Genomic DNA, 21,034 nt, shown 5'->3' on the forward strand with positions numbered 1-21,034 from the left:
CACCCGTCATTTACATCCCGAATTGCACTAAAAGTGGATAGCCTCATCGGGTGCTTGACTTACTGGCACACGGGGGTTCTCGGTGAAAGCGTCGCCCATCAACACCAAGCCTGTCATCCCGGTTGCCGCCATCGGCATGGCGTGCCGACTGCCCGGCGGCATCGATTCCCCTGCGAAGCTCTGGGAGGCGTTGGCGCGGGGCGAAGATCTGGTGACCGAAGTTCCACGCGAACGTTGGGATATCGACGAGTTCTACGATTCGGAACCCGGTGTGCCCGGCAGGTCGACGTCTAAGTGGGGCGCGTTCCTCGAAGACGTTGGCGGCTTCGATCCCGACTTCTTTCACCTCAACGAACGCGAGGCCGCTGCGCTGGACCCACAGCACCGGCTGCTGCTGGAAACATCGTGGGAAACCGTGGAACACGCCGGTCTGGTCCCGGAGGTCGTGTTCGGTTCTCGAACGGGCGTGTTCATCGGCCTGACGCATTTCGACTACCAACTCGTGACGGTCGGTTCCCAGGCGATGGAGAAGCCGTACGGCTTCACAGGCAACATCTTCAGCATGGCGTCCGGGCGGATCGCCTACGTGCTGGGTCTCCGTGGCCCGGCGTTGACTGTGGATACTGCATGCTCCTCCAGCCTGACTGCCGTCCATCTTGCATTTCACAGCCTGAATGACGGTGAAAGCGACATGGCACTGGCGGGCGGTGCTTACGTGATGCTGGATCCGCGGAAGTTCGTTGCAGGTACTGCTGAGGGGCATCTGTCGCCTACGGGACGCTGCCGTGCGTTCGACGTCGCGGCCGACGGGTATGTGTGTGGCGAGGCGGCTGCGGTGGTGCTGCTCAAACGCCTGCCCGATGCGCTGCGCGATGGTGACCAGATTCTGGCGGTTCTGCGTGCCACGGCGGCCAACCAGGACGGTCACACCGTGAACATCTCGACACCGTCAGTGGACGCGCAGACTGCGGTGTTTCGGGCCGCGTTGGCCGCTGCGGGCGTGGACGCCGGAAGCGTCGGCATGGTCGAGGCGCATGGCCCCGGCACTCCAGTGGGTGATCCGATCGAATTCACCAGCCTGGCGAAGGTCTACGGCGTCGAGGGTCCGTGTGCGCTCGGCTCGGTGAAGACCAATTTCGGTCATGCCCAGTCGGCTGCGGGTGTGCTTGGGCTGATGAAGACGATCCTCGCCCTGCAACATGGTGGCGTTCCGCAGAACCTGCATTTCACTCGTCTACCCGACGAACTCGCCCGAATCGACACCAGATTGTTTGTGCCGCAGGCGCATACACCGTGGCCCGCTAACGGTCGTACCCCTCGGCGGGCCGCGGTATCGTCGTATGGACTCTCGGGTACGAACGTCCATGCCATCGTGGAGAGCGCTCCGGAAACCACTGCGCCCGTTACCGGCTCAACTCCAGCCAACTCGACAGCACCCCAGATCTTCGCGCTGTCGTCCACCTCGAGCGAGGAGTTACGCCGCACCGCGGGTCGACTGGCCGATTGGGTGCGAACACAATCAGACGTAGCCTTGCCGGACTTGGCATATACCTTGGCACGCCGGCGTGCTCACCGTCCCGTTCGCACCGCCGTAATCGCGAGCAGCCCACCGGAACTCGCCGAAGCCCTGCGCCAGGTCGCCGAAAGCGAGGTTCCGTATCAGGCTGCCGTCGGACGCGATGACCGGGGTCCGGTGTGGGTCTTTTCCGGCCAGGGGTCGCAGTGGGCGGGGATGGGCGCGTACCTCTTAGCCAACGAACCGGTGTTCGCTGCGACGGTCGCTCAGGCGGAGCCCCTGATTGCCCGTGAATCCGGGTTCTCGGTGACGGACGCGATGTCTGCGCCGCGCGTCGTCACGGGCATCGAACGCATCCAGCCGACGCTGTTCACCATCCAGGTCGCGTTGGCGGCCACGATGAGGAGCTGTGGAGTGCGCCCGGGTGCGGTGATCGGGCACTCGTTGGGCGAGGTCGCGGCAGCGGTTGTCGCGGGGGCGCTGTCGCTGGGAGACGGTGTGCGGATCATCTGCCGGCGCTCGCGGCTGATGTCGCGGATCTCCGGCGCCGGCGCCATGGCTTCGGTGGAACTGCCGGCCAAACAGGTTCTCACCGAACTTGCGGTGGCCGAGGTCGAGGACGCCGTGGTGGCGGTGGTGGCCTCCCCGGAGTCCACGGTGATCGGCGGCGCCACCCAGACGGTTCGCGAACTGGTTGCCGCATGGGAGCAGCGTGACGTGATGGCCCGCGAGATCGCCGTCGACGTCGCATCGCATTCACCTCAAGTCGAGCCGATCCTCGACGAGCTGGCCGAGGTGTTGGCAGACCTGCATCCGATGGCACCGGAGATTCCCTACTATTCGGCGACGCAGTTCGACTCGCGCGAACAGTCGGTGTTCGACAGCGACTACTGGGTGGACAACCTGCGACAGACGGTCCGGTTCTCCGGGGCGGTGCAGGCGGCTCTGGAGGACGGGTACCGGGTCTTCGCGGAGTTGGCGCCGCACCCGCTGCTCACGCACGCGGTCGAGCAGACCGCTCGCAGCCTCGACGTGCTGCTGGCCGCGCTGGCCGCTATGCGGCGCGAACAACCGTCAGCCCACGGGCTCCGCGGTTTCCTGGCAGACCTGCACAGTTCTGGGGCCGAAGTCGATTTTTCGGCGCTTTATCCGAGCGGTCGATTGATCGATGCGCCCCTGCCGACGTGGACACACCGTCGGCTGTGGCTGACTCCCGACGCACAGGATGCCCGAACGCATAACGGGTGCGCTGTGTCGGTACACCCGCTGCTCGGCCAGCATGTGCACTTGCAGGAGGAACCGGAACGCCACATCTGGCAGGGCGACGTCGGCACCGGTGCTCAGCCGTGGTTGGGCGATCACCGGATCCGCGATGTGGCGGTGCTCCCGGGGGCGGCCTATTGCGAGATGGCGTTGGCGGCGGCGCGCACAGTGTTGGGCGAGGCCGGTGAGGTCCGCGACGTCCGTTTCGAGCAGGCGTTGCTGTTGAATGAGCAATCCACACTGGAGGCTTCGGCCACGGTTGCGTCGGCGGAAAAAGCCGACTTCGCTGCCGTGTCACACCACGAGGGGGAACGACTGCAGCACGCTGCAGCAGTGCTGCACGCCGCAGCGCCCGAGCAACCGCCTGCCTACGATCTGGCTGCGTTGCTCTCCGCACACCCGTGCCGGCGAGACGGCGCCGAGATACGCGAGAGCCTGGAGCACAAGGGTATTGAGTACGGTCCAGCATTCACCGGTCTGATTGCGGCATACACCGGGGCGGCGGACTCGAAGACTCTGCTGGCTGAGGTCATGCTGCCCAGGGAGATTCGCTCGCAGACAGATGCGTACGGCGTGCACCCTGCTCTGCTCGATGCGTGTTTCCAGTCCGTCGGCGCGCATCCCGCCGTCCGGGCTCTGAGCGACGGAGCGCTGGCACTGCCGCTGGCAGTGTCTCGCCTGCGTGTCCACGGTGCCGCTCGCAGCGCTCACTACTGCTACACCCGGGTGACGAAGGCCGAGAGTTCCGGCGTGGTGGCCGATCTGGATGTGCTCGACGAGGGCGGAACGGTGCTGCTCGCCGTGCAGGGTCTGCGGTTGGGTACCGGAACCTCCGAGGTGAGCCACAGAGAACGGGTGCTTTCCGAGCGACTGCTGGCGATCGAATGGCGGCGACGGCAGTTGCCTGAACTGGGTCATGCCGACGCCGGTTCCTGGTTGGTGATCAGTGCCTCCTCTCCCGACTCAAGGGCCACCGCGTTGGCCGCTGCGTTGAAAGATCGCGGCGCACAGTGCACTGCGATGGGTTGGACCGTCCAGGATGACCCGACCGCCAGCGCCGAAGAGTTCAAGAGCAACATGCAGGAAAGTGCCTTCACCGGCGTGGTGGTGCTCGCGGGCCCGGCGAACGCGGTCGCCGGCAAAGGGCCGGCAGAGCTGGGTTGCGACCATGTGCGGCACCTGGTGCACATCGCGCGTGAACTGGCCGAGTTCCCCGCCGAATCACCGCGTCTGTGGGTGGTCACCTGTAACGCCCGAACCGTGGTGGCGGGCGACGTGGCCAACCTCGAACAGGCTGGGCTACGCGGTTTGACGCGGGTGATCGGCGCGGAGCATCCGCATCTGCACGCGACCCAGATCGATCTCGACTCCGCAACGGACACCGAGCAGTTGGCACAGCAACTGGTCAGCGGCTCCGACGAGGATGAGACCGCTTGGAGAGCCAACCAGTGGTACGTCGCGCGGTTGTCACCGGCGCCGCTCGCCCCGGAGGATCGACGTACCGTAGTCGTCCACCACGAGCGCGACGGCATACGCGCCCGGATCCGCACACCTGGTGACCTGAAGACACTGGAAATCGCTGCAGATAAACGGAATACACCAGGCCCGGAACAGATCGAGGTTGCCGTCAGCGCATCGAGCATCAACTTCGCGGATGTGCTGATCGCGTTCGGCCGCTACCCCGAGTTCGAGGGGAAACTGCCGCAGCTGGGCACCGATTTCGCCGGGGTGGTGACGGCGGTCGGCCCGGGCGTGGTCGACCACCGGGTCGGTGATCGTGTGGGCGGCCTTTCCGCCGACGGTTGCTGGGGGACCTTCCTGACCTGTGACGCACGGACGGCCGTCGCGCTGCCGACCGGACTCACCGAAGGACAGGCGGCCGCGGTGACCACCGCGACCGCCACGGCCTGGCATGGCCTGCACGATCTCGCCGGCATCAAGAGCGGCGAGAAGGTGCTGATTCATTCCGGCACTGGCGGGGTCGGGCAGGCGGCGATCGCGATCGCGAGTACGGCGGGAGCGGAAATCTTCGCCACTGCAGGCAGCGAGCAGCGCCGGCGGGTGTTGCGCGACATGGGCATCACACACGTCTACGACTCGCGCAGCACCGAATTCGCCGAGCAGATCCGGCGCGACACGCACGGCTACGGCGTCGACATCGTGCTCAACTCGGTGAGCGGCGCCGCCCAACGTGCCGGCATCGAGCTGCTCGCGTTCGGTGGACGGTTCGTCGAGATCGGCAAACGTGACATCTACGGCGACAGCCGATTAGGGCTCTTTCCGTTCCGGCGCAACCTCGCGTTCTACGGCGTCGACCTCGGACTGCTGTCCCGTAGCCATCCCGAACGGCTACGCGACCTATTGAGCACGGTGTATCGGCTAACCGGCGACGGCACGCTCCCGATGCCGCAGAGCACGCACTACCATTTGGCCGATGCCGCCACCGCTATTCGGCTGATGAGCAGCGCTGCGCACACCGGAAAGCTGGTGCTCGACATGCCACGAACCGGGTCCAGCCGCGTGGTGGTGCGGCCGGCCCAGGTGCAGGTCTTCCGCAGCGACGGCGCTTACATCATCTCGGGCGGGTTGGGGGGACTCGGGCTGTTCCTGGCCGAGAAGATGGCAGCGGCCGGCTGCGGGCGCATCGTGCTCTCTTCCCGGTCTGAACCCGATCGAGACACGTTGCACACCATCGAACACATCCGGGCCTCGGGCGCCGACGTCGTCGTGGAATGCGGCGACATTTCCGAGGCCGCAACCGCTCATCGGTTGGTCGCGGCGGCCCGCGCCACCGGGCTTGCGCTACGCGGTGTTCTGCACGCAGCGGCGGTGATCGAGGACGCCACCCTGACCAACATCACCGACGAGCTCGTCGAGCGTGACTGGGCACCGAAGGTGGCCGGGGCGTGGCACTTACACACTGCCACTGCCGACGAGCCGTTGGACTGGTTCTGCTCGTTCTCCTCGGCGGCCGCGCTGGTGGGTTCGCCAGGGCAGGGTGCCTATGCGGCGGCCAACAGCTGGCTGGATGCCTTCACCCTGTGGCGGCGCACGCAGGGTCTGCCGGCGACGGCGATCGCCTGGGGGGCCTGGGCGCAGATCGGGCGCGGCGCCGCGCTGGCGGAGGACGCCCGGCTGGCGATCGCGCCCGACGAGGGCGCCTTCGCATTCGAAGCGCTGCTGCGCCACGATCGCGCCTACAGCGGTTATGCGCCATACGTGGACGCACCCTGGTTGGACACCCTCGCCCGATCCAGCCCGTTTGCCGAAGCGTTTCGGGTGACCAGTCAAAACCAAACGGCCACAAGCAGATTGCGTGCCGAGCTCAATGAGCTACCGACAGACGAGTGGCCGGCGCGGTTGCGGCGCGTACTCTCCGATCAGATCAGCCTGATCCTGCGCCGCAGCGTCGATCCCGACCATCCGCTCTCGGAGTACGGGCTGGATTCGCTGGGTTCCCTCGAGCTACGTACCCGAATAGAGGCCGAAACCGATGTCCGCATCAGTCCGCGAGAATTCGTCACCACCAACACCATCCGCGAGCTGGCGGACTTGTTGTGCGAGAGGATCGCCGCCACGCCGGCCGTAACCTCGGACGGGCACGAACGGGATGCGCACCACTTGCCTTCGCCCGGCCGCCCGCGAACGCAGACGGGTTCTGACAAAGGTTCCTCAAGCCAAGGTACAAGGCCCTCGCTCCCGCCCTTCAGCCCTCAGGCCAGCAAGGAGACCGACGGCCGCTCAGCTGACGGGGATATGCCCGACAGTCGACTCGCACTGCTGGACCACGCCTTTTACTCAGGACATCGTGCGGTCGGCCAGCAGCAGCTCATTCAGGTCACGTGGGTGTACGAGCACCCCGTCGACTTCGACGCGCTGCGGGGCTTTCATCGCAATCTCGGTCACGGTTTACTCGGACGCCTCATCGAGTGTTCGCCGCTGCCCTTCGCCCGGCATCGGTGGGTCGCGGCTCAGGAGGCGCCGGACATCGACATCGCCGAGTCCGCTCGTCCCCGCGCCGAACTCAGCGACTGGACCGATGAACGCCTGCAAGTGCCGATCGACGCGGAACGGGGTCCCGGCTGGCATCTCGGCGTCCTTAAGCTCAACGACGGATCGACCGCGGTCACCCTGGTGGTTTCGCACTTTTTGATCGACGGGCTCGGCCTCGCAATAGCGTTGGCCGATGCGGTCTCGGGTCGCAAGCTCGATCTCAACCTCCCCCAGCCCAATTCACGTACGCAGCTTCGTGCAGTGACGCAGGATGCCCGGCAGGCGGCGCGCGACACACCCGAGGTGGCCCGGGCGTTTTTCACGGGGCTGTCGCTGAATCGGCGTCAGCGACGGGAGTTGAGGCTGGCCCGCCGCCAGGGACGAGATCTCCCTCGCTCACCGGCGCCGCGAGCTGTGATCCTCTCGGAGGGCGACGGCGACGAAGTCGTCCTCGTGCCGGGTATCACGGTTTACGTCGATGCGGATGACTGGGATGCCCGTGCCGAAGCGCTCGGCGCCACGGGCGACACGCTGATCGCGGGGATGGCCGCCAAACTCGGGGAGCGGATGGAGCGCCGACGCGCCGACGGCGCGGTCACCCTGGAACTGCCGATGAGCGACCGCGTCGAGGGCGACACGCGCGCAATCGCATTGTCGGTCACGCGCGTCAGCGTCGATCCGACGCGGGTGACGACGGATCTGCGTGACATTCACACCACCGTCAAGCAGGCACTGACGGCTTCGTTGGAGAGCCCGGAGGAGCCGAAGGAACTCCTGTGGCTGGCTCCGTTGAGGACGACGAGGTCCCTGAGACGAGGCGCGGATGCGGCACTCGCCGACCCGGATCTCCCGGTGTTCTGTTCCAATCTCGGTGACTTCAGCACGTTGATCTGCCGCATCGATGGCACCGACGCCGAATACGTCACCACCCGAGGGGCCAGCACTGCGACCCGCGAATGGCTCGATCGGGCAGGCGGAGTACTGAGGTTGCAGGCCGGGCGCATCGGCGACAAGATCGGCATCAGCGTAGTCGCCTATCAGCCGGGTGCGGCGAACACAAAGGCTGCGCTGCGCGAGTTGACTGCCCGCACACTGGCCGAGTTCGACCTGACAGGCGAGATCGACTGACGCATTCGCGAATTCGTCGAAGTCAGCCGCCTTCGACGGCTGCCAGCCTCTCACACAGCAGCACCGCCAAGTCCCGGATGTTGATGGTGGCGATGTCGCCGGCCGTGAGACGCACTCCGGTTTCGGCTTCGATGCGGGTCCTCAGCTCGAGGGCGCCGAGCGAGTCGACACCGTACTCGGCGAGCGGCCGATCCGGGTCGATGCTGCGACGCAGGATCAGGCTGATTTGGTCCGAGATCAGCCGCCGTAACCGGCCGGGCCATTCGTTGCGTGGAAGCTCGTTCAGTTCGGAGCGAAGCTGGGAACTGCCCGCAGCGTTTTCCGAGGTCGAGCGGAATGCTTCGGCAAAAGGACTACGTTGCGAGAATGCGGCCAACCATGGCGTCCCCTCGAGCGGGGCATAGCCGGTGTATCCGCGGTCGTGACGCAACAGCGTGTCTAGTGCGTATGCGGCCTCTTCGGGAGTGATGATGGCATCAGCGCCGGATGACGCAGCCGAGGAGCGTCCGATAGCACCCCAGGCGATCGCGGTCGCCCGCAAGCCGTGAGCCCGTCGCCATAACATGAAGGCATCCACCCAACCGGTGGCGGCGGCATAGCCTCCCTGCCCGGGCGCGCCCATCAACGCGGCCACCGATGAGAACGAGCAGAACCAGTCCAACGGCTGGTCGGAAGTGGCGGTGTGCAGGTTCCATGCGCCGTGAACCGTTGCTGCCCAATCGCCTTCGATGAGCGCATCGGTCAGATTCGACAAGGTCGCCTCGTCGGTGGAGGCGGTCAGATGCAGCACACCGCGCACCTGGTGCCCCGCGGCGGTCGCTGTGGCCACCAGCCGCTGCACGGTATTGGCATCGGCAATGTCACCTGTTACGACCTCGACGTCCGCACCCGATGCCCGGAGGCGCTCGACGCTTCGTTCTGCGTCGAACGTCGGTCTCGAGCGCGCGGAGATCACGACTCGACCGCAGCCGGCAGCTGCCATCTTCTCCGCGAGGTGAAGCCCGAAGTCTCCGAGCGCTCCGGCGATGACGTAGGCGCCGTCACGGCGAAAAACCGGAACCTGCTCCGGCGGAACTATCACTGTGTCGCGCCGATCGTCTGGAACGTCGAGAACCAATTTGCCGAAGTGGTCGGCCGCGCCCATGAGCCGAAGCGCCGATGCCGCATCCTCGATCGAGTAGTGCGTGGTTTCCGCCGCTGGCAGGTCCCCTTGGGCGACGAGCGCGTACACCTTCTGCAGCAGATCCCGAACCCGTTGGGGGCGGGTGCGAGACAGCAACGCCAGGTCGAAGGCGTGGAATGTGAGGTTGTGACGGAAGGGCGCAAGCCACAAGCGCGTGTCGCCGTGAATGTCGCCCGTTCCGATCTCGATGAACCGACCGCCGACGGACAGGAGCTCGAGACCAGCGCGTCGGGCGGCACCGGCCAGCGAGTTCAACACTATGTCGACGCCATAGTCGTTCGTGTCGCGCCTGATCGATTCGGCGAACTCGATGCTGCCTGAGTCGTAGACATGCTGAACACCCATGTCCCGCAGGATCTGCCGATGCTGCGGGCTACCAGCTGTAGCGAAGATCTCTGCGCCGACAGCGCGTGCGATCGCGATTGCGGCCTGCCCGACGCCGCCGGCCGCCGACTGGATCAGCACCTTGTCACCGGATCCGATCCCGGCCAGGTCGTGTAAGCCGTACCAGGCTGTCGCGTACGCGACTGTGGCCGCTGCCGCCTGGCCGTCGGACAGGCCCTCGGGGAGTCTGACGGCCAGGCGGGCATCGCACGTGAGAAAGCTGCGCCAGCACCCGTCGGCGACGCCTCCCACGTGGTCCCCGACGTGATGGTCGACCACCCCCGGACCGAGCGCCGTCACTACACCGACGAACTCCATACCCAGCTGTGGGCGATGTCCGTCCATGCTCGGGAGTCGTCCCATCGCGACAAGCACATCAACGGAATTGATGCCGGCTGCGCGGACCGCAACCTCAATCTGGCCTGGCCCCGGCGAATTCCTTTCGCACGCAACAAGCTCCAGAGTCTCCAAATCGTCCGGAGTTCGTATCTGCAGGCAGATTCCATCATGTTGATGATCGGCGACGGTTGTTCTTCGCTCGTCAGGGCGAAGTGGAGACGGCTGCAGCCGCGCGACGTACCACTCACTGTTGCGCCATGCGGTCTCGTCTTCTTCGGACTCGCCGACCAGTTGCTGCGCCACATGCCTTGCATCGGTGGAATCGTCGAGATCGATCAGGGTCGTATGCAAGTGTGGGTGCTCGGCGCCGATGGCCCGGACCAAACCCCGCAGCCCCGCCTGCTCCAAGTTGGGGTCCTCGCCCGCAACGACGGGTTGCGCGTTGCGTGTCACAACGTAGAGCTGAGGCGACCCAGTCGGAACCTCAGACAAGGCGCGAGCGAGGTGTACCAAACGCTGCACGTTCTCGTGTCCGAGGAGGGGTAAGCTGCCGTCCTCGGTGGCTTGTTTGGGTCCCGCCAGCACCACCACACCGGTGAAACCGCCTGCGCGCAGATGGTTTCCAACTGTCGCCGCGCTGTCGATCACGTCAGCGTGCTGCGGCCAGTCCATGGGTGTGCACTGGGCGCCCAGGTCACTCAACGCACCGGCCAAGGCGGCCGCAACCAGGTCCGCGGCTGTGGCGCTGATCAGCAACCACTTCCCAGAACTGGTCCGTGCCGGTTCAGGTAACTGACGTCTCAACCACTCGACGGTGAGCAGTCGCTCGCGGAACACTCGATCCCTGCGGTCGTGCTCGGAGGTTCCGGTGCTCAACCGCAGGCCTTCGACGACCAGCAGCACCGTTCCCTCGTCGTCGAGTATTTCCAAGTCGGCCTCGACCTCGGTGCTATCAGCCTTGATGACCTTCGTGTAGCAGAAGCGCGCACCACGTGCCGAGCCATAGGGACGCAGGCGTCGGATGCTCACGGGCAGCCCAGGCGCCGCCTCCCCGTCCAGAGCCTGGACGTCTGGGTGGGCGGCCGCGGACTGGAAACACGCATCCAACAGAGCGGGGTGGACGTCGTAATCATCCAGCCCGGAACGGATTTGGCGGGGAAGCGCAAGCTCCGCCAACACGGTGTTCGATGCCCTGTCGGTGTGGATCGTGTCAAGCCCGGTGAACGCCGGACCGTGGCGAACGCCGCTCTGTTCGAGTCGCTCGCGCAACGCGGCGCCGTTTTCGCGCTGCGGGTGCATGGAAAGCAGCGACTGGATCTCGTAGGCGGGGGGCTGATCGTCATTTGCGGCACCGAGGATCGCGGCGGCATGCCTCACTCGCTCGTTGCTGCGGTTCGTCTCCACAGTGAAGTCGGCGCTTCCCGGTGATCCGACTGTCGCCGAAGCGTCGATGACGGTCGGCCCGTCCAAGTGCAATGTCTGCTGCAAGCGGATATCACGGACCTCAGTCGTCTCACCGAACACAGCATGCGCGGCTGTGAGCGCCATTTCGCAGAGGGCAGCCCCTGGGAGTGCCGGCTTATCGCCGATTTGATATTCGTCCAACCACGTCTGGGTGGTGTCGATCTCCCGTTGCCAGACATGGCGTTCAGGCTCCTCTGGTAACCGCACGTGCTGGCCCAGCAGCGGGTGTACCGCGACGGTGCAATCACTGTGTGTCGGCGAAGCATGGCCATTGTCGCCCAACCACAGCTGTCGATGAGTCCACGACGGCAACGGCGCGTCGACCAGATTCCCATTCGGATAGAGCACCGAGAAGTCCACCGCTGCGCCCGCGCGGTGCACCTCTGCCACGACGCCACGGAGCCCCGATGACAGCGGTTCTTCATTCCGGACGACGGCCAGCGCGACCAACTCCATGTCGAGGCTGTGCGCGGTCTGCTCGAGAGCCTTGGTGAGCAAAGCCTCCGGTACCAGCTCCGCGAATACCTTGTAGCCGTCCTCCAATGCGGCCCGCACCGCCGCACCGAATCGTCCGGTGCGGCGCAGATTGTCCACCCAGTACCTGCTGTCGCACACCGGCTGTTCGCGTGGGTCGAACTGCGTCGCGGAGTAGAACGGAACCTTCGGCGTCGCCGGATTCAGTTCTGCCAGTGCGTCGGTCAGCTCGCCGAGGATCGAATCGACCTGAGGGGAATGAACGGCGACATCAGCGGGGAGTTCTCGAGCGACCACATCACGTTGCTGCCAGCCTGCCACCAGATCGCGGACCGTGTTCGCGGCGCCGCTGATGACCGTCGACTCCGGCGAGGCGGCTATGGCCACCGCGACGTCTTTGGCGCGCCGCATCGTCAGCTCCGAAAGAACCTGCTTGGCGGGTAACTCCACCGACGCCATAGCGCCCGTGTCGGCGATGCGGGATAGCAGGCGAGAGCGACGGCACACCACGCGCACACCGTCTTCCAGCGACAGGGCTCCCGCGACGACGGCTGCCGCGGCCTCACCAAGCGAGTGCCCGATGACCGCACCTGGTTGCAACCCATAGGCGTCCAATGCGGTGGCAAGTGCGACCTGCATGGTGAAGAGCGTCGGCTGGGCGCGCTCGATACCGGTGACCGCGTTCGGCGACGACACCATTTCGGTCACCGAGAACGAGCATTCACGAGCGATCACCGAGTCGATCTGCGCGACCGTGGCGGCGAACACCGGCTCAGTTCTGAGTAGATGGGCGCCGACGGCTGCCCATTGCGTCGCCTCGCCGGAGAACACCCAAACCGGGCCGCGGTCGTCGTGGCCGACCGCGGCGCGATAAGCGGTGTCGTCGTCGGCCGCGACGGCGCGCAAACCTTCCACGAGGTCGGGTCGGCTGCTTGCGATCACGGCGGTCCGCATCGGGCGGTGTGCCCGTCGACGCGCCAAGGTGTAGGCCAGATCTGATAGCGGCTCGTCATCGTGCGCTTGCACCCAGTCGGCCAGCCGGCTCGCAGTCCGACGCAGCTGGTCGGTCGACGAGGACGAGATCAGAAACGGTTGTGCTGCCGGCAGCGTCGCGTCGGCTTTCCCGTCGTGACCCGCCTCGGGTCCCGGTGGTGGAGGGGCCTGCTCGAGGATGGCGTGGACGTTGGTTCCTGTCACGCCGCAGGACGAAACCGCGGCGCGTCGTGGATGCTCACCGGGCGACGGCCATTGCCTGACATCTTGCGAGACAGAGAGTTTGGTGTGGACGTCAGCGAGTTCTTCGGGCAGGCGAGTGAAGTGCAGGCTCGGTGGAATGACGCCATGACGCAGAGCGAGCACCGCCTTCATCAAACCCACGGTTCCCGATGCCGACTGTGCGTGGCCGAGGTTGGTCTTCACCGAACCCAGTGCACAATCACTGTCCACGCCATAGATTTTGGTCACGCTGGTGTATTCGATTGGATCGTCCACGGGGGACCCGGCACCGTGTGCCTCGACCAAGCCGATCGTCTTGGCGTCTACGCCCGCGGTGGTCAGGGCTGCCCGGTACAGGCTTGTCAGGGCACTGAGCGACGATTCCGACGTCTCGACTATCCGGCCTTGCTGATTGGCTGCCGTGCCACGCACCACCGCCAGAATCCTGTCGCCGTCCCTGATCGCGTCCGGCAGACGTTTGAGTAACACCACCGCGCTACCCTCGCCGTAGACGCACCCATCCGCTGTGGCGTCGAATGCGCGACAGCGTCCCGTAGGCGACAGTTCGCCTCTCGCCGTCCCTTCGAGAAACCTTCGTGGTTCCAGCATCACGAAGGCCCCGCCGGCGAACGCCAAATCTGTCTCTGCGTCACCCAGGCTGCGGCAGGCCATGTGCACCGCAAGGAGACCTGAAGAACCCGCAGCGTCCAACGTCACCGCGGGACCACGGAGCCCCAGGATGCGCGCGATCCGTCCGGAAGCCATGCCGGAGCTGTTTCCCAGGTAACCGAACGGGCCCGCCATTGCGTCAGAATCCGAGTTGACCAACTGGTAGTCGGAATGATCCAGTCCGACGAAGACGCCGGTGAGCGAAGCGGACAGGGTCTGCGGTACAAGGCCGGCATGCTCCGTCGCTTCCCAGCAGTTCTCCAACAACAACCGATGCTGCGGGTCCATGGCGGCAGCCTCGGCGTCGGCGATCCCGAAAAATCCGGAATCGAAACCGGCGACATCGTCGAGGAATGCGCCCCATTTGGATACCGACTGGCCGGGCACCTCTGGCTCTGGGTCGTAGAAATCATCGGCGTCCCAGCGGTCGCCGGGAATTTCGGTGACCAGGTCATCGCCTCGCAACAACGACTCCCATAACCGTGCGGGGGAGTCGATACCGTCCGGAAGGCGACAAGCCATACCGATGACAGCAATCGGAACGGCAGCTCTGGTGTTCGCACCGGGCGTGGGATCCGGCGATGATAGGCAGTTTGCCCGGTCGTCGGACTCCCCCAGTGAAACCATTCCGTCTCCTTACGGCGGCGACGAGTCGCCTCTTTCGCCGCTTGCCCCAGTACGGCACTTCACCCGAACATCCACGATGCCGTGATCTGTGTCAATCGACCGCATCACATTATCGGGCCGTTCGAACACCAGCCCCGTTAGCCGGAGCGTAGATGTCATGCTCGATCCAAACAGGCCCGCGAGCTTGTGGCGACGCCCGGGTGCCCACTGCGAGCGGATGACCCTCAACCCGCCACCGCAAGGGCTCAGCTGTCGTCCGCGTCCGCCCCCGACAGCTACTTAGACGCCCTCTTCGAGTGCTGCACCATTCATCACGGTAACGTCATGCGCGTGGATGAGACGTCCCTCCCGGCACTGCTGCGCGAGCGCGCCGGCCTGCAGTCCGATGAAACGGCATTTACGTTCGTCGATTACGACAAAGACTGGGCCGGCGTCGCCGAAAGCCTCACGTGGGCGCAGTTGCACCGACAGGCCATGAATGTCGCCCGGGAACTCAGACAATGTGTCGCCGCGGGCGACCGCGCCGTGATACTTGCCCCGCAGGGACTGAACTACGTCGTGGCGTTTCTAGGCGCGTTACAGGCGGGGGTTGTCGCGGTTCCGCTCTCGGTTCCGCTCGGCGGAGTCAGCGACGAGCGTGTCGATTCGGTGCTGCATGACGCGCGGCCGACCGCCGTTCTCACCTCTTCTTCGGTGATCGACGCGGTCCGCTCGTCGATCACGCCGAAACCCGGGGAGCCCGCGCCGACGACCATCGAAATCGATTTGCTGGATTTGAATGCGCCGCTGAATTCCGACGCATGGTCAGATGATTATCAATCGATCGCATATTTGCAGTACACGTCCGGGTCGACTCGGCAACCAGCCGGAGTGATGATCTCGTACACCAATCTCCAGGTCAATTTCGAGCAATTGATGTCCGGTTACTTTGCGCATGCGCACGGTGTCGCACCGCTAGACAGCACCATCGTGTCGTGGTTGCCGTTTTACCACGATATGGGTTTGGTTCTCGGAGTTTGTGCGCCGATTCTGGGCGGGTACCAATCGGTGGTCACCAGCCCGGTGTCGTTTCTTCAGCGTCCAGCCCGCTGGATGCATTTGATGGCAAGCAATACCCATGCCTTTTCCGCCGCACCGAATTTTGCTTTCGAATTGGCAGCCCGCAGGACGTCCGACGAGGACATGGCCGGCTATGACCTCGGCAGTGTCGAGACCATTCTCAGCGGTAGCGAGCGAGTCCACCCCGCGACGCTGCAGCGATTCACCGACAGGTTCGCGCGGTTCAATCTCCAAGAATCGGTTGTGCGGCCGTCATATGGGCTCGCGGAGGCGACCGTCTATGTTGCGACCAGCAAAGCGGGCGAACCGCCGCAGGTTGTCGAGTTCGAGTCCGACAAGCTTGCCGCCGGCGAGGCGAAGCGGTGTGCGGGCGGAAGCGGTACTCCACTGATCAGTTACCCACTGACCGAGTCGCCCATCGTGCGGATCGTCGATCCGGAGACGCGAACCGAATGCCCGGATGGTGCGACCGGCGAAATCTGGGTGCACGGTGACAATGTCGCTTTGGGCTACTGGCAGAAGCCGGAGGAGACCGAACGCACCTTTGGCGGAATGCTTGTCGCCTCGTCCGCGGGCACACCGGAGGGTCCATGGCTCAGGACCGGAGATTTGGGCTTCGTCACCGATGGGGCGCTGTTCATCGTCGGCCGCATCAAGGATCTCTTGATCGTCTACGGCCGCAACCACTCTCCCGACGACATCGAGGCAACCAGCCAGGAGATTACCGGGGGACGGGTTGCGGCCATAGCCGTCCCGGACGAGGGCAGTGAGCAGCTTGTCGTGATCGTCGAAATCAAGAAACGGGGCAACTCCGATGAGGAAGTGGCCGAGAGGTTCGCGGCCGTGAAGGGCGAGGTGGCGTCGGCGATCTCGAACTCACATGGACTCGCGGTTGCGGATCTTGTTCTGGTGGAACCTGGTTCGATCCCGATTACCACTAGTGGCAAGGTCAGGCGAGCGGCGTGTGTCGAGAAGTACCAGCAGGACGAGTTCGTCCGGGTGGATGGTTAGGCACGCCTGCCGCACTCGCTCTCATCTGCGCGCGAGTTCGCGCTCGACCAGCGCGCTCATGACAGGCGCTAGTTGTCGGCCGTAGTCGATTGTGATGTGACGCTGGTCCAGATACACCAGGGTGTTGCCGACAATTACCGGGCAGAGCTGGGCGGTGCAGAACAGGTCGGTGAGGTCGACGTACTGGCCGCCGCCCGCTGCAGTGGCCGCCGATTCTGCGGCGATGCCGGATTCGTTTACGGCGGTTGACCTCTGCGGCGAGCAGGCGTTCGCATCGTCAAGATGACCGGATAGGCAGATCGACGCGACTGCCTGTGGATCCGGGATGGGACCTAACACCATGACTTGCGAACCGAGTTCGCGCAGCTGTCGCACCATCCGGGTCAGTCCGTCGTGCCAGGCTGAGTCGTAGGACGTAAATCCGAAGGCTTCAGCGTTATAGTGCCGTTTCATCCCCAGCACTACCAGCTGTGGGCGCTCAGCACGCAGTCGAGCGACGATGCCATCGCGCCATTGCTCACATTCGGTGTACACCCGCCGCAGGTTCGGGTGCGTGATCGGGACATCCATCAGTGGGCAGCCCGCTTTCGTCAACAACTCCAGCCGCCAGTGTCGTTCTTCGGCTGCCTGTTCGAGCGCCGGGCTCCACATCGTGGCGTTCGAATCGCCGACCAGCGCCACGGTCGTCGCTGAGGTGACATCGCCAGCCGCGCATTCGGGTTGCTCGATCTGGAAAATGTTCCGCATGCAGCCTTCCTGAAGCAGAATCTTGACCTGGGCTGTCGCGTCCGCAAGGGGCGGCCGGAGGTTGCGCGGTACAGCTGTTTTGCCCGCCGACGCCGCCACAGCGGCTTGGACTTGTGCGAAGACGTCCTCGACCGCGCTCTCGTAGGCCCGGATATCACCCTGAGGTGGAGGCTGGGCTGCGTTGATGACCAACGGCGCGGCCGGCGCACCGCGGCCTACAGGGACTGGTACGACGATCAGCAACGCAACGCACACCGAGACTGCCACCGCGGTGGCGGCAGCGCCGAGCGCCAGGCTTCGGGCGGGCGATCGGCGGATTCCAGCGGAGAACCGCAGCGGGTTCTCTATGAGATGCAGTGTGAGGACTGCAAGAACGAGGGAAATGAGGGCGGCGATCAGTCGGCCGGTCAAGCCGAGTGGGCGGTCCAGCAAGGGGGGTGCGAGCAGCAGTACCGGCCAATGCCAGAGGTACCACGAGTAAGACACCCGGCCGATCGCCCGCATCGGAGAAAGCGACAAGACGCGACCGCAACCCTTTCCATGAGCGACGCAGCCGGCACCGATTATCAGCGCGGTTCCCACCGTCGGCAGCAGTGCGGCGGTGCCGGGATAAGGGGTCGTCTCGCGCAATAAGGTGCAGCCCAGCAGCACCATGCCCAGACCTGCCCAGCCCGCGATCACGGCGAACCTCGGGGACAACCGGTGCCATTGGGTGGCTGTGAGCGCCACCAAGCCGCCGACGGCCAACTGCCAGGCTCGCGTCGGCAGCGAGAAGAACGCGATGGATGGTAGAACGCGAGTGGCCGCCAGCGACAGGGCAAACGATCCCACTGCCACGAGCGCAAAGATCACGATGTACGGGCGTTCCGACCGGTTATGTCCGGCTTTGATGCCTCGGCGGGTACGGCTGATAATCCACGCTGCGCCGATTATCAGAGCCGGCCATACGAGATAGAACTGCTCTTCGACGCCCAATGACCAATAGTGCAGGAAGGGGGATGGGGGCATGTAGGGCGCGAGATAGTCAACGCCGTCGAGCACGAACCGGTAATTGCTTACGTACAACGCGCTGGCGATGCCGTCGAGGAAGACGCTTCTCGCCTGCAATGGGGGTAACAGGGCCGCCGAGCAGATTGCGGTGACCACCCCCACTGCGGCCGATGCGGGTAGCAGACGGCGGGCGCGTGCTCCGTAGAATCGGCGTAGGCCCACGCTTCCCGTAGTCCTCATTTCACGCCACAGCAGCCCGGTGATCAGGAACCCAGAGATGACAAAGAACACGTCGACGCCGATGTATCCCCCACCAACCCCGGGCACGTCGGCGTGGAACAGGACGACTGCCAGTACCGCGACGGCGCGTAAGCCTTCGACATCCGGGCGATACCCCGGTTTGGCGGACGGCTGACCGTTCAGGTTGCTTGGTTGGCTGACTACGTCGGGCTGTTGCACCCGCACCCCCTCTCAGCGACGAGGGGCTTGATACCGTCGCGTCACAGCTGCCCCCTCGATCCGAAATGCCTCTTGAGATGTCTACAGAAGGGGCGTCGCGAAGGTGACGTTTCGCGCGAATAATGTTGCTTGGATGGTCGATCAGGAGATCCACGTGACGCGCATCGGCGATTGCCGCAGTCAGGTGGTCTGCCGGGGCTAGTTCGCCGCCGCGCCTTTATTCATGACTGCCTCGAAGCGTTTCTCCCAGCGGAGATAGCTGCCGAGGTTGCCGAGCACGAACGGCGAGAGTGCGATCAACCAGCTCATCGTGGAGTTCACCAAGTTCGCCGGGAATCGCATGGGACGCATCATGTCGACGAAGAGGACCACCCGGACGCCGTCCGTCCGGTTCCAGGCCTCGTGTTCAAAGGTGTCGTCGAAGATCATCACTCGGCCCTCCTCCCAATGCCGCGTCTGCGTTCCGACGCGAATGCCGCACATCTCGGCAGGCTCGGGAACGAGCACTGGGAGATGGAGGCGCAGCACACCCTTGTAGGGACCGTAGTGCGGGGGCAGCTCCTTACCGGGGGCGAGGATCGAGAAGAAGGCGGTCTTCATGCCCGGGATCTTCTTGAGGAGCTCGGCGGTGTCCGGACAACGGCGGCAGTTTGGCACCGCCTTGATGCCGTACGCGTAGAAGAAGAAGGTCTTCCATTTGTCGTCCTGGGAGAGGGCTTTCTGATCCCGCGAGATGTCTTGGAAGTTCGGTAGGTCTGCCGCGTAGGGGAGAAGTTCTTCGAGTTCGGCGCGAACCTTGTGCCAGTCTGCTTCGATCGCCGGGACCCAGGGGAAGTCGTCGGTATTGAAGAATTCGTGGTCGCCGTGGATCGAGGAACGCACATAAAGGCGGTAGAGGGCGTTAAAGAAGCCCATCACGACACGTCCGAGTAATTGCTTCAGAGCCTCACGTGCCCGTTCCATGCTCCCCCTTTGCCAGAGGCCAACGCTTACATACCCTCAGAATCACCAACGGGTGATCGACGTGTTCAGCCTACGAGGATTTTTCCCCGGGAGTCTACCGTGCAACGGGGCGGCGAAACCTCCGAGTCCAGTTTGCAGGCGACGTGTTCGACGGTATCTTCTCGGGGACAGGGATCGGCAAAAGTGCCGCTCACCTTCGGTGACCGTGCGCGCGCGGGGGAAGGCTAGAATCTCGGCAATGAAATTCGTGCTGGCGAGCTACGGCAGCCGTGGCGATGTCGAGCCATGCGTCGCGATCGGCCGAGAGCTGCTTCGTCGGGGGCACGACGTTCGCGTCGCCGTGGCACCCGATCTGGTCGGCTTCGCCGAGGCGGCAGGGCTCACGGCGGTTCCCTATGGGTCGGACACGCAGGCCTGGCTGTCGGCTCACCGTGATTTCTGGACGCGCTTGTTCCGCAAGTCGTGGAAGGTACGCGGCCTGATTGATTCCTGGCGAGACCTCTGGGGGCCAGTCAGCCGGAGCTGGTCGGAGCTGAGCGCAACCCTCACGCCGCTCGCGCACGACGCGGATCTGCTTTTCACCGGCGTGGTGTTCGAAGGTGTGGCTGCGAACATCGCGGAGTACTACGACATCCCGCTGGCCACCCTGCATTATCACCCGACGAGAAAGAACAGGCAGTCCACACCCCTGGTGCCTGCGCGGTTGGCGCGCGCCATGATGACCGCCAACGACTGGGTCATCTGGCGCCTGTCGAAAAAGGCCGACGACGCGCAGCGTCGCGAACTGGGACTGCCGCGGTCGACGCGTCCGGTTCCCCGCCGCATCACCGAACGCGGGTCGTTGGAGATCCAAGGCTACGACGAGGCCTTCGTCCCCGGACTCGCGGAGGAGTGGGCCGCGTTCGGTGACCGAAGGCCGTTCGTCGGCACCCTCACGATGGAGTTGTCGACCGATGTCGACGCAGAGGTCTCGTCGTGGATTGCCGCCGGCAGCCCGCCGATCTACTTCGGCTTCGGCAGTGTGGCGGTGGGTAGCGCTGCGGAAACCGTCGCGATGATCAGCGCCGCTTGCGCGGAGTTGGGCGAGCGGGCGTTGATCTGCTCCGGCACCACCGACTTCGGGCACGTCTCCCATCCGGAGCACATCAAGGTCGTGGAAACGATGAATCACGCCGCGATCTTTCCGATGTGTCGCGCAGTTGTTCACCACGGTGGGGCGGCTACCACTGCCACCGGGCTGCGCGCCGGGGTGCCCTCCCTTGTTCTTTGGACATGGCCAGATCAGCGGCTTCGTGGACGACAGGTGAGCCGTCGCCTGAAAGTCGGTGCGACACGGCGCTTGTCGGATACCACCCAGGAGTCGTTGGTCGCTGATTTGCGTCGTATCCTTGAGCCACAATGTCTCGTCCGTGCCCGCGAGGTCGCCGCCAGGATGACAAAACCTTCTGAGAGCATCAACGCCGCCGCCGATGCTGTGGAGAACTTCGCCGCCTCGAGGGTGTCGGCTGACCGCTGACGACGTGTGGCGGATGGCAGCGGCGGTAACGTGA

General features: G+C 64.8%; 6 protein-coding genes. 3 read left to right on the forward strand and 3 right to left on the reverse strand.

Annotated features, from left to right (window positions below; genetic code table 11):
• The first annotated feature begins 82 nt into the window (after positions 1 to 82).
• Entirely contained in the window at positions 83 to 7,900 is a 7,818-nt protein-coding gene (gene pks2, locus A5759_RS07430; RefSeq protein WP_369816174.1) for a sulfolipid-1 biosynthesis phthioceranic/hydroxyphthioceranic acid synthase, read from the forward strand.
• Positions 7,901 to 7,922: 22 nt separating this feature from the next.
• On the opposite strand, the gene pks2 (A5759_RS07435) is transcribed toward pks2 (A5759_RS07430), so the two are convergent.
• The gene (pks2, locus tag A5759_RS07435; RefSeq protein WP_082962033.1) at positions 7,923 to 14,255 is read right to left on the reverse strand and encodes a type I polyketide synthase; all 6,333 of its coding nucleotides are present in this window, start codon (positions 14,253 to 14,255) and stop codon (positions 7,923 to 7,925) included.
• A gap of 324 nt (positions 14,256 to 14,579) precedes the next feature.
• On the opposite strand from pks2 (A5759_RS07435), the gene A5759_RS07440 reads away from it, so the two are divergent.
• On the forward strand, positions 14,580 to 16,325 hold the full coding sequence (locus A5759_RS07440; RefSeq protein ID WP_068195793.1) for an AMP-binding protein: 1,746 nt from the start codon (positions 14,580 to 14,582) through the stop codon (positions 16,323 to 16,325).
• 21 nt (positions 16,326 to 16,346) lie between these two features.
• Here the strand turns inward: A5759_RS07440 and A5759_RS07445 are convergent, their stop codons facing one another.
• Both A5759_RS07445 and A5759_RS07450 read right to left on the reverse strand, forming a co-directional pair.
• Entirely contained in the window at positions 16,347 to 18,521 is a 2,175-nt protein-coding gene (locus A5759_RS07445) for an acyltransferase family protein (RefSeq protein WP_068195842.1), read from the reverse strand.
• Positions 18,522 to 18,719: 198 nt separating this feature from the next.
• The gene (locus tag A5759_RS07450; protein WP_068195796.1) at positions 18,720 to 19,484 is read right to left on the reverse strand and encodes an aspartyl/asparaginyl beta-hydroxylase domain-containing protein; all 765 of its coding nucleotides are present in this window, start codon (positions 19,482 to 19,484) and stop codon (positions 18,720 to 18,722) included.
• Positions 19,485 to 19,722: 238 nt separating this feature from the next.
• Between A5759_RS07450 and A5759_RS07455 the strand changes: the two genes are divergently transcribed.
• Complete coding sequence (locus tag A5759_RS07455; protein ID WP_068195799.1) at positions 19,723 to 21,000, forward strand: glycosyltransferase; 1,278 nt, start codon at positions 19,723 to 19,725, stop codon at positions 20,998 to 21,000.
• Positions 21,001 to 21,034: the final 34 nt, after the last annotated feature.

Source organism: Mycobacterium sp. 852014-52144_SCH5372336 (assembly GCF_001665615.1).
GTDB lineage: Bacteria > Actinomycetota > Actinomycetes > Mycobacteriales > Mycobacteriaceae > Mycobacterium > Mycobacterium neumannii_A.

Excerpts from the sequence above, each read along its gene's own strand:
- A5759_RS07455 (WP_068195799.1), top strand. The coding sequence starts at position 19,723 with ATGAAATTCGTGCTGGCGAGCTACGGCAGCCGTGGCGATGTCGAGCCA.
- A5759_RS07440 (WP_068195793.1), top strand. The coding sequence starts at position 14,580 with ATGCGCGTGGATGAGACGTCCCTCCCGGCACTGCTGCGCGAGCGCGCC.
- A5759_RS07450 (WP_068195796.1), bottom strand. The coding sequence starts at position 19,484 with ATGGAACGGGCACGTGAGGCTCTGAAGCAATTACTCGGACGTGTCGTG.
- pks2 (WP_082962033.1), bottom strand. The coding sequence starts at position 14,255 with ATGGTTTCACTGGGGGAGTCCGACGACCGGGCAAACTGCCTATCATCG.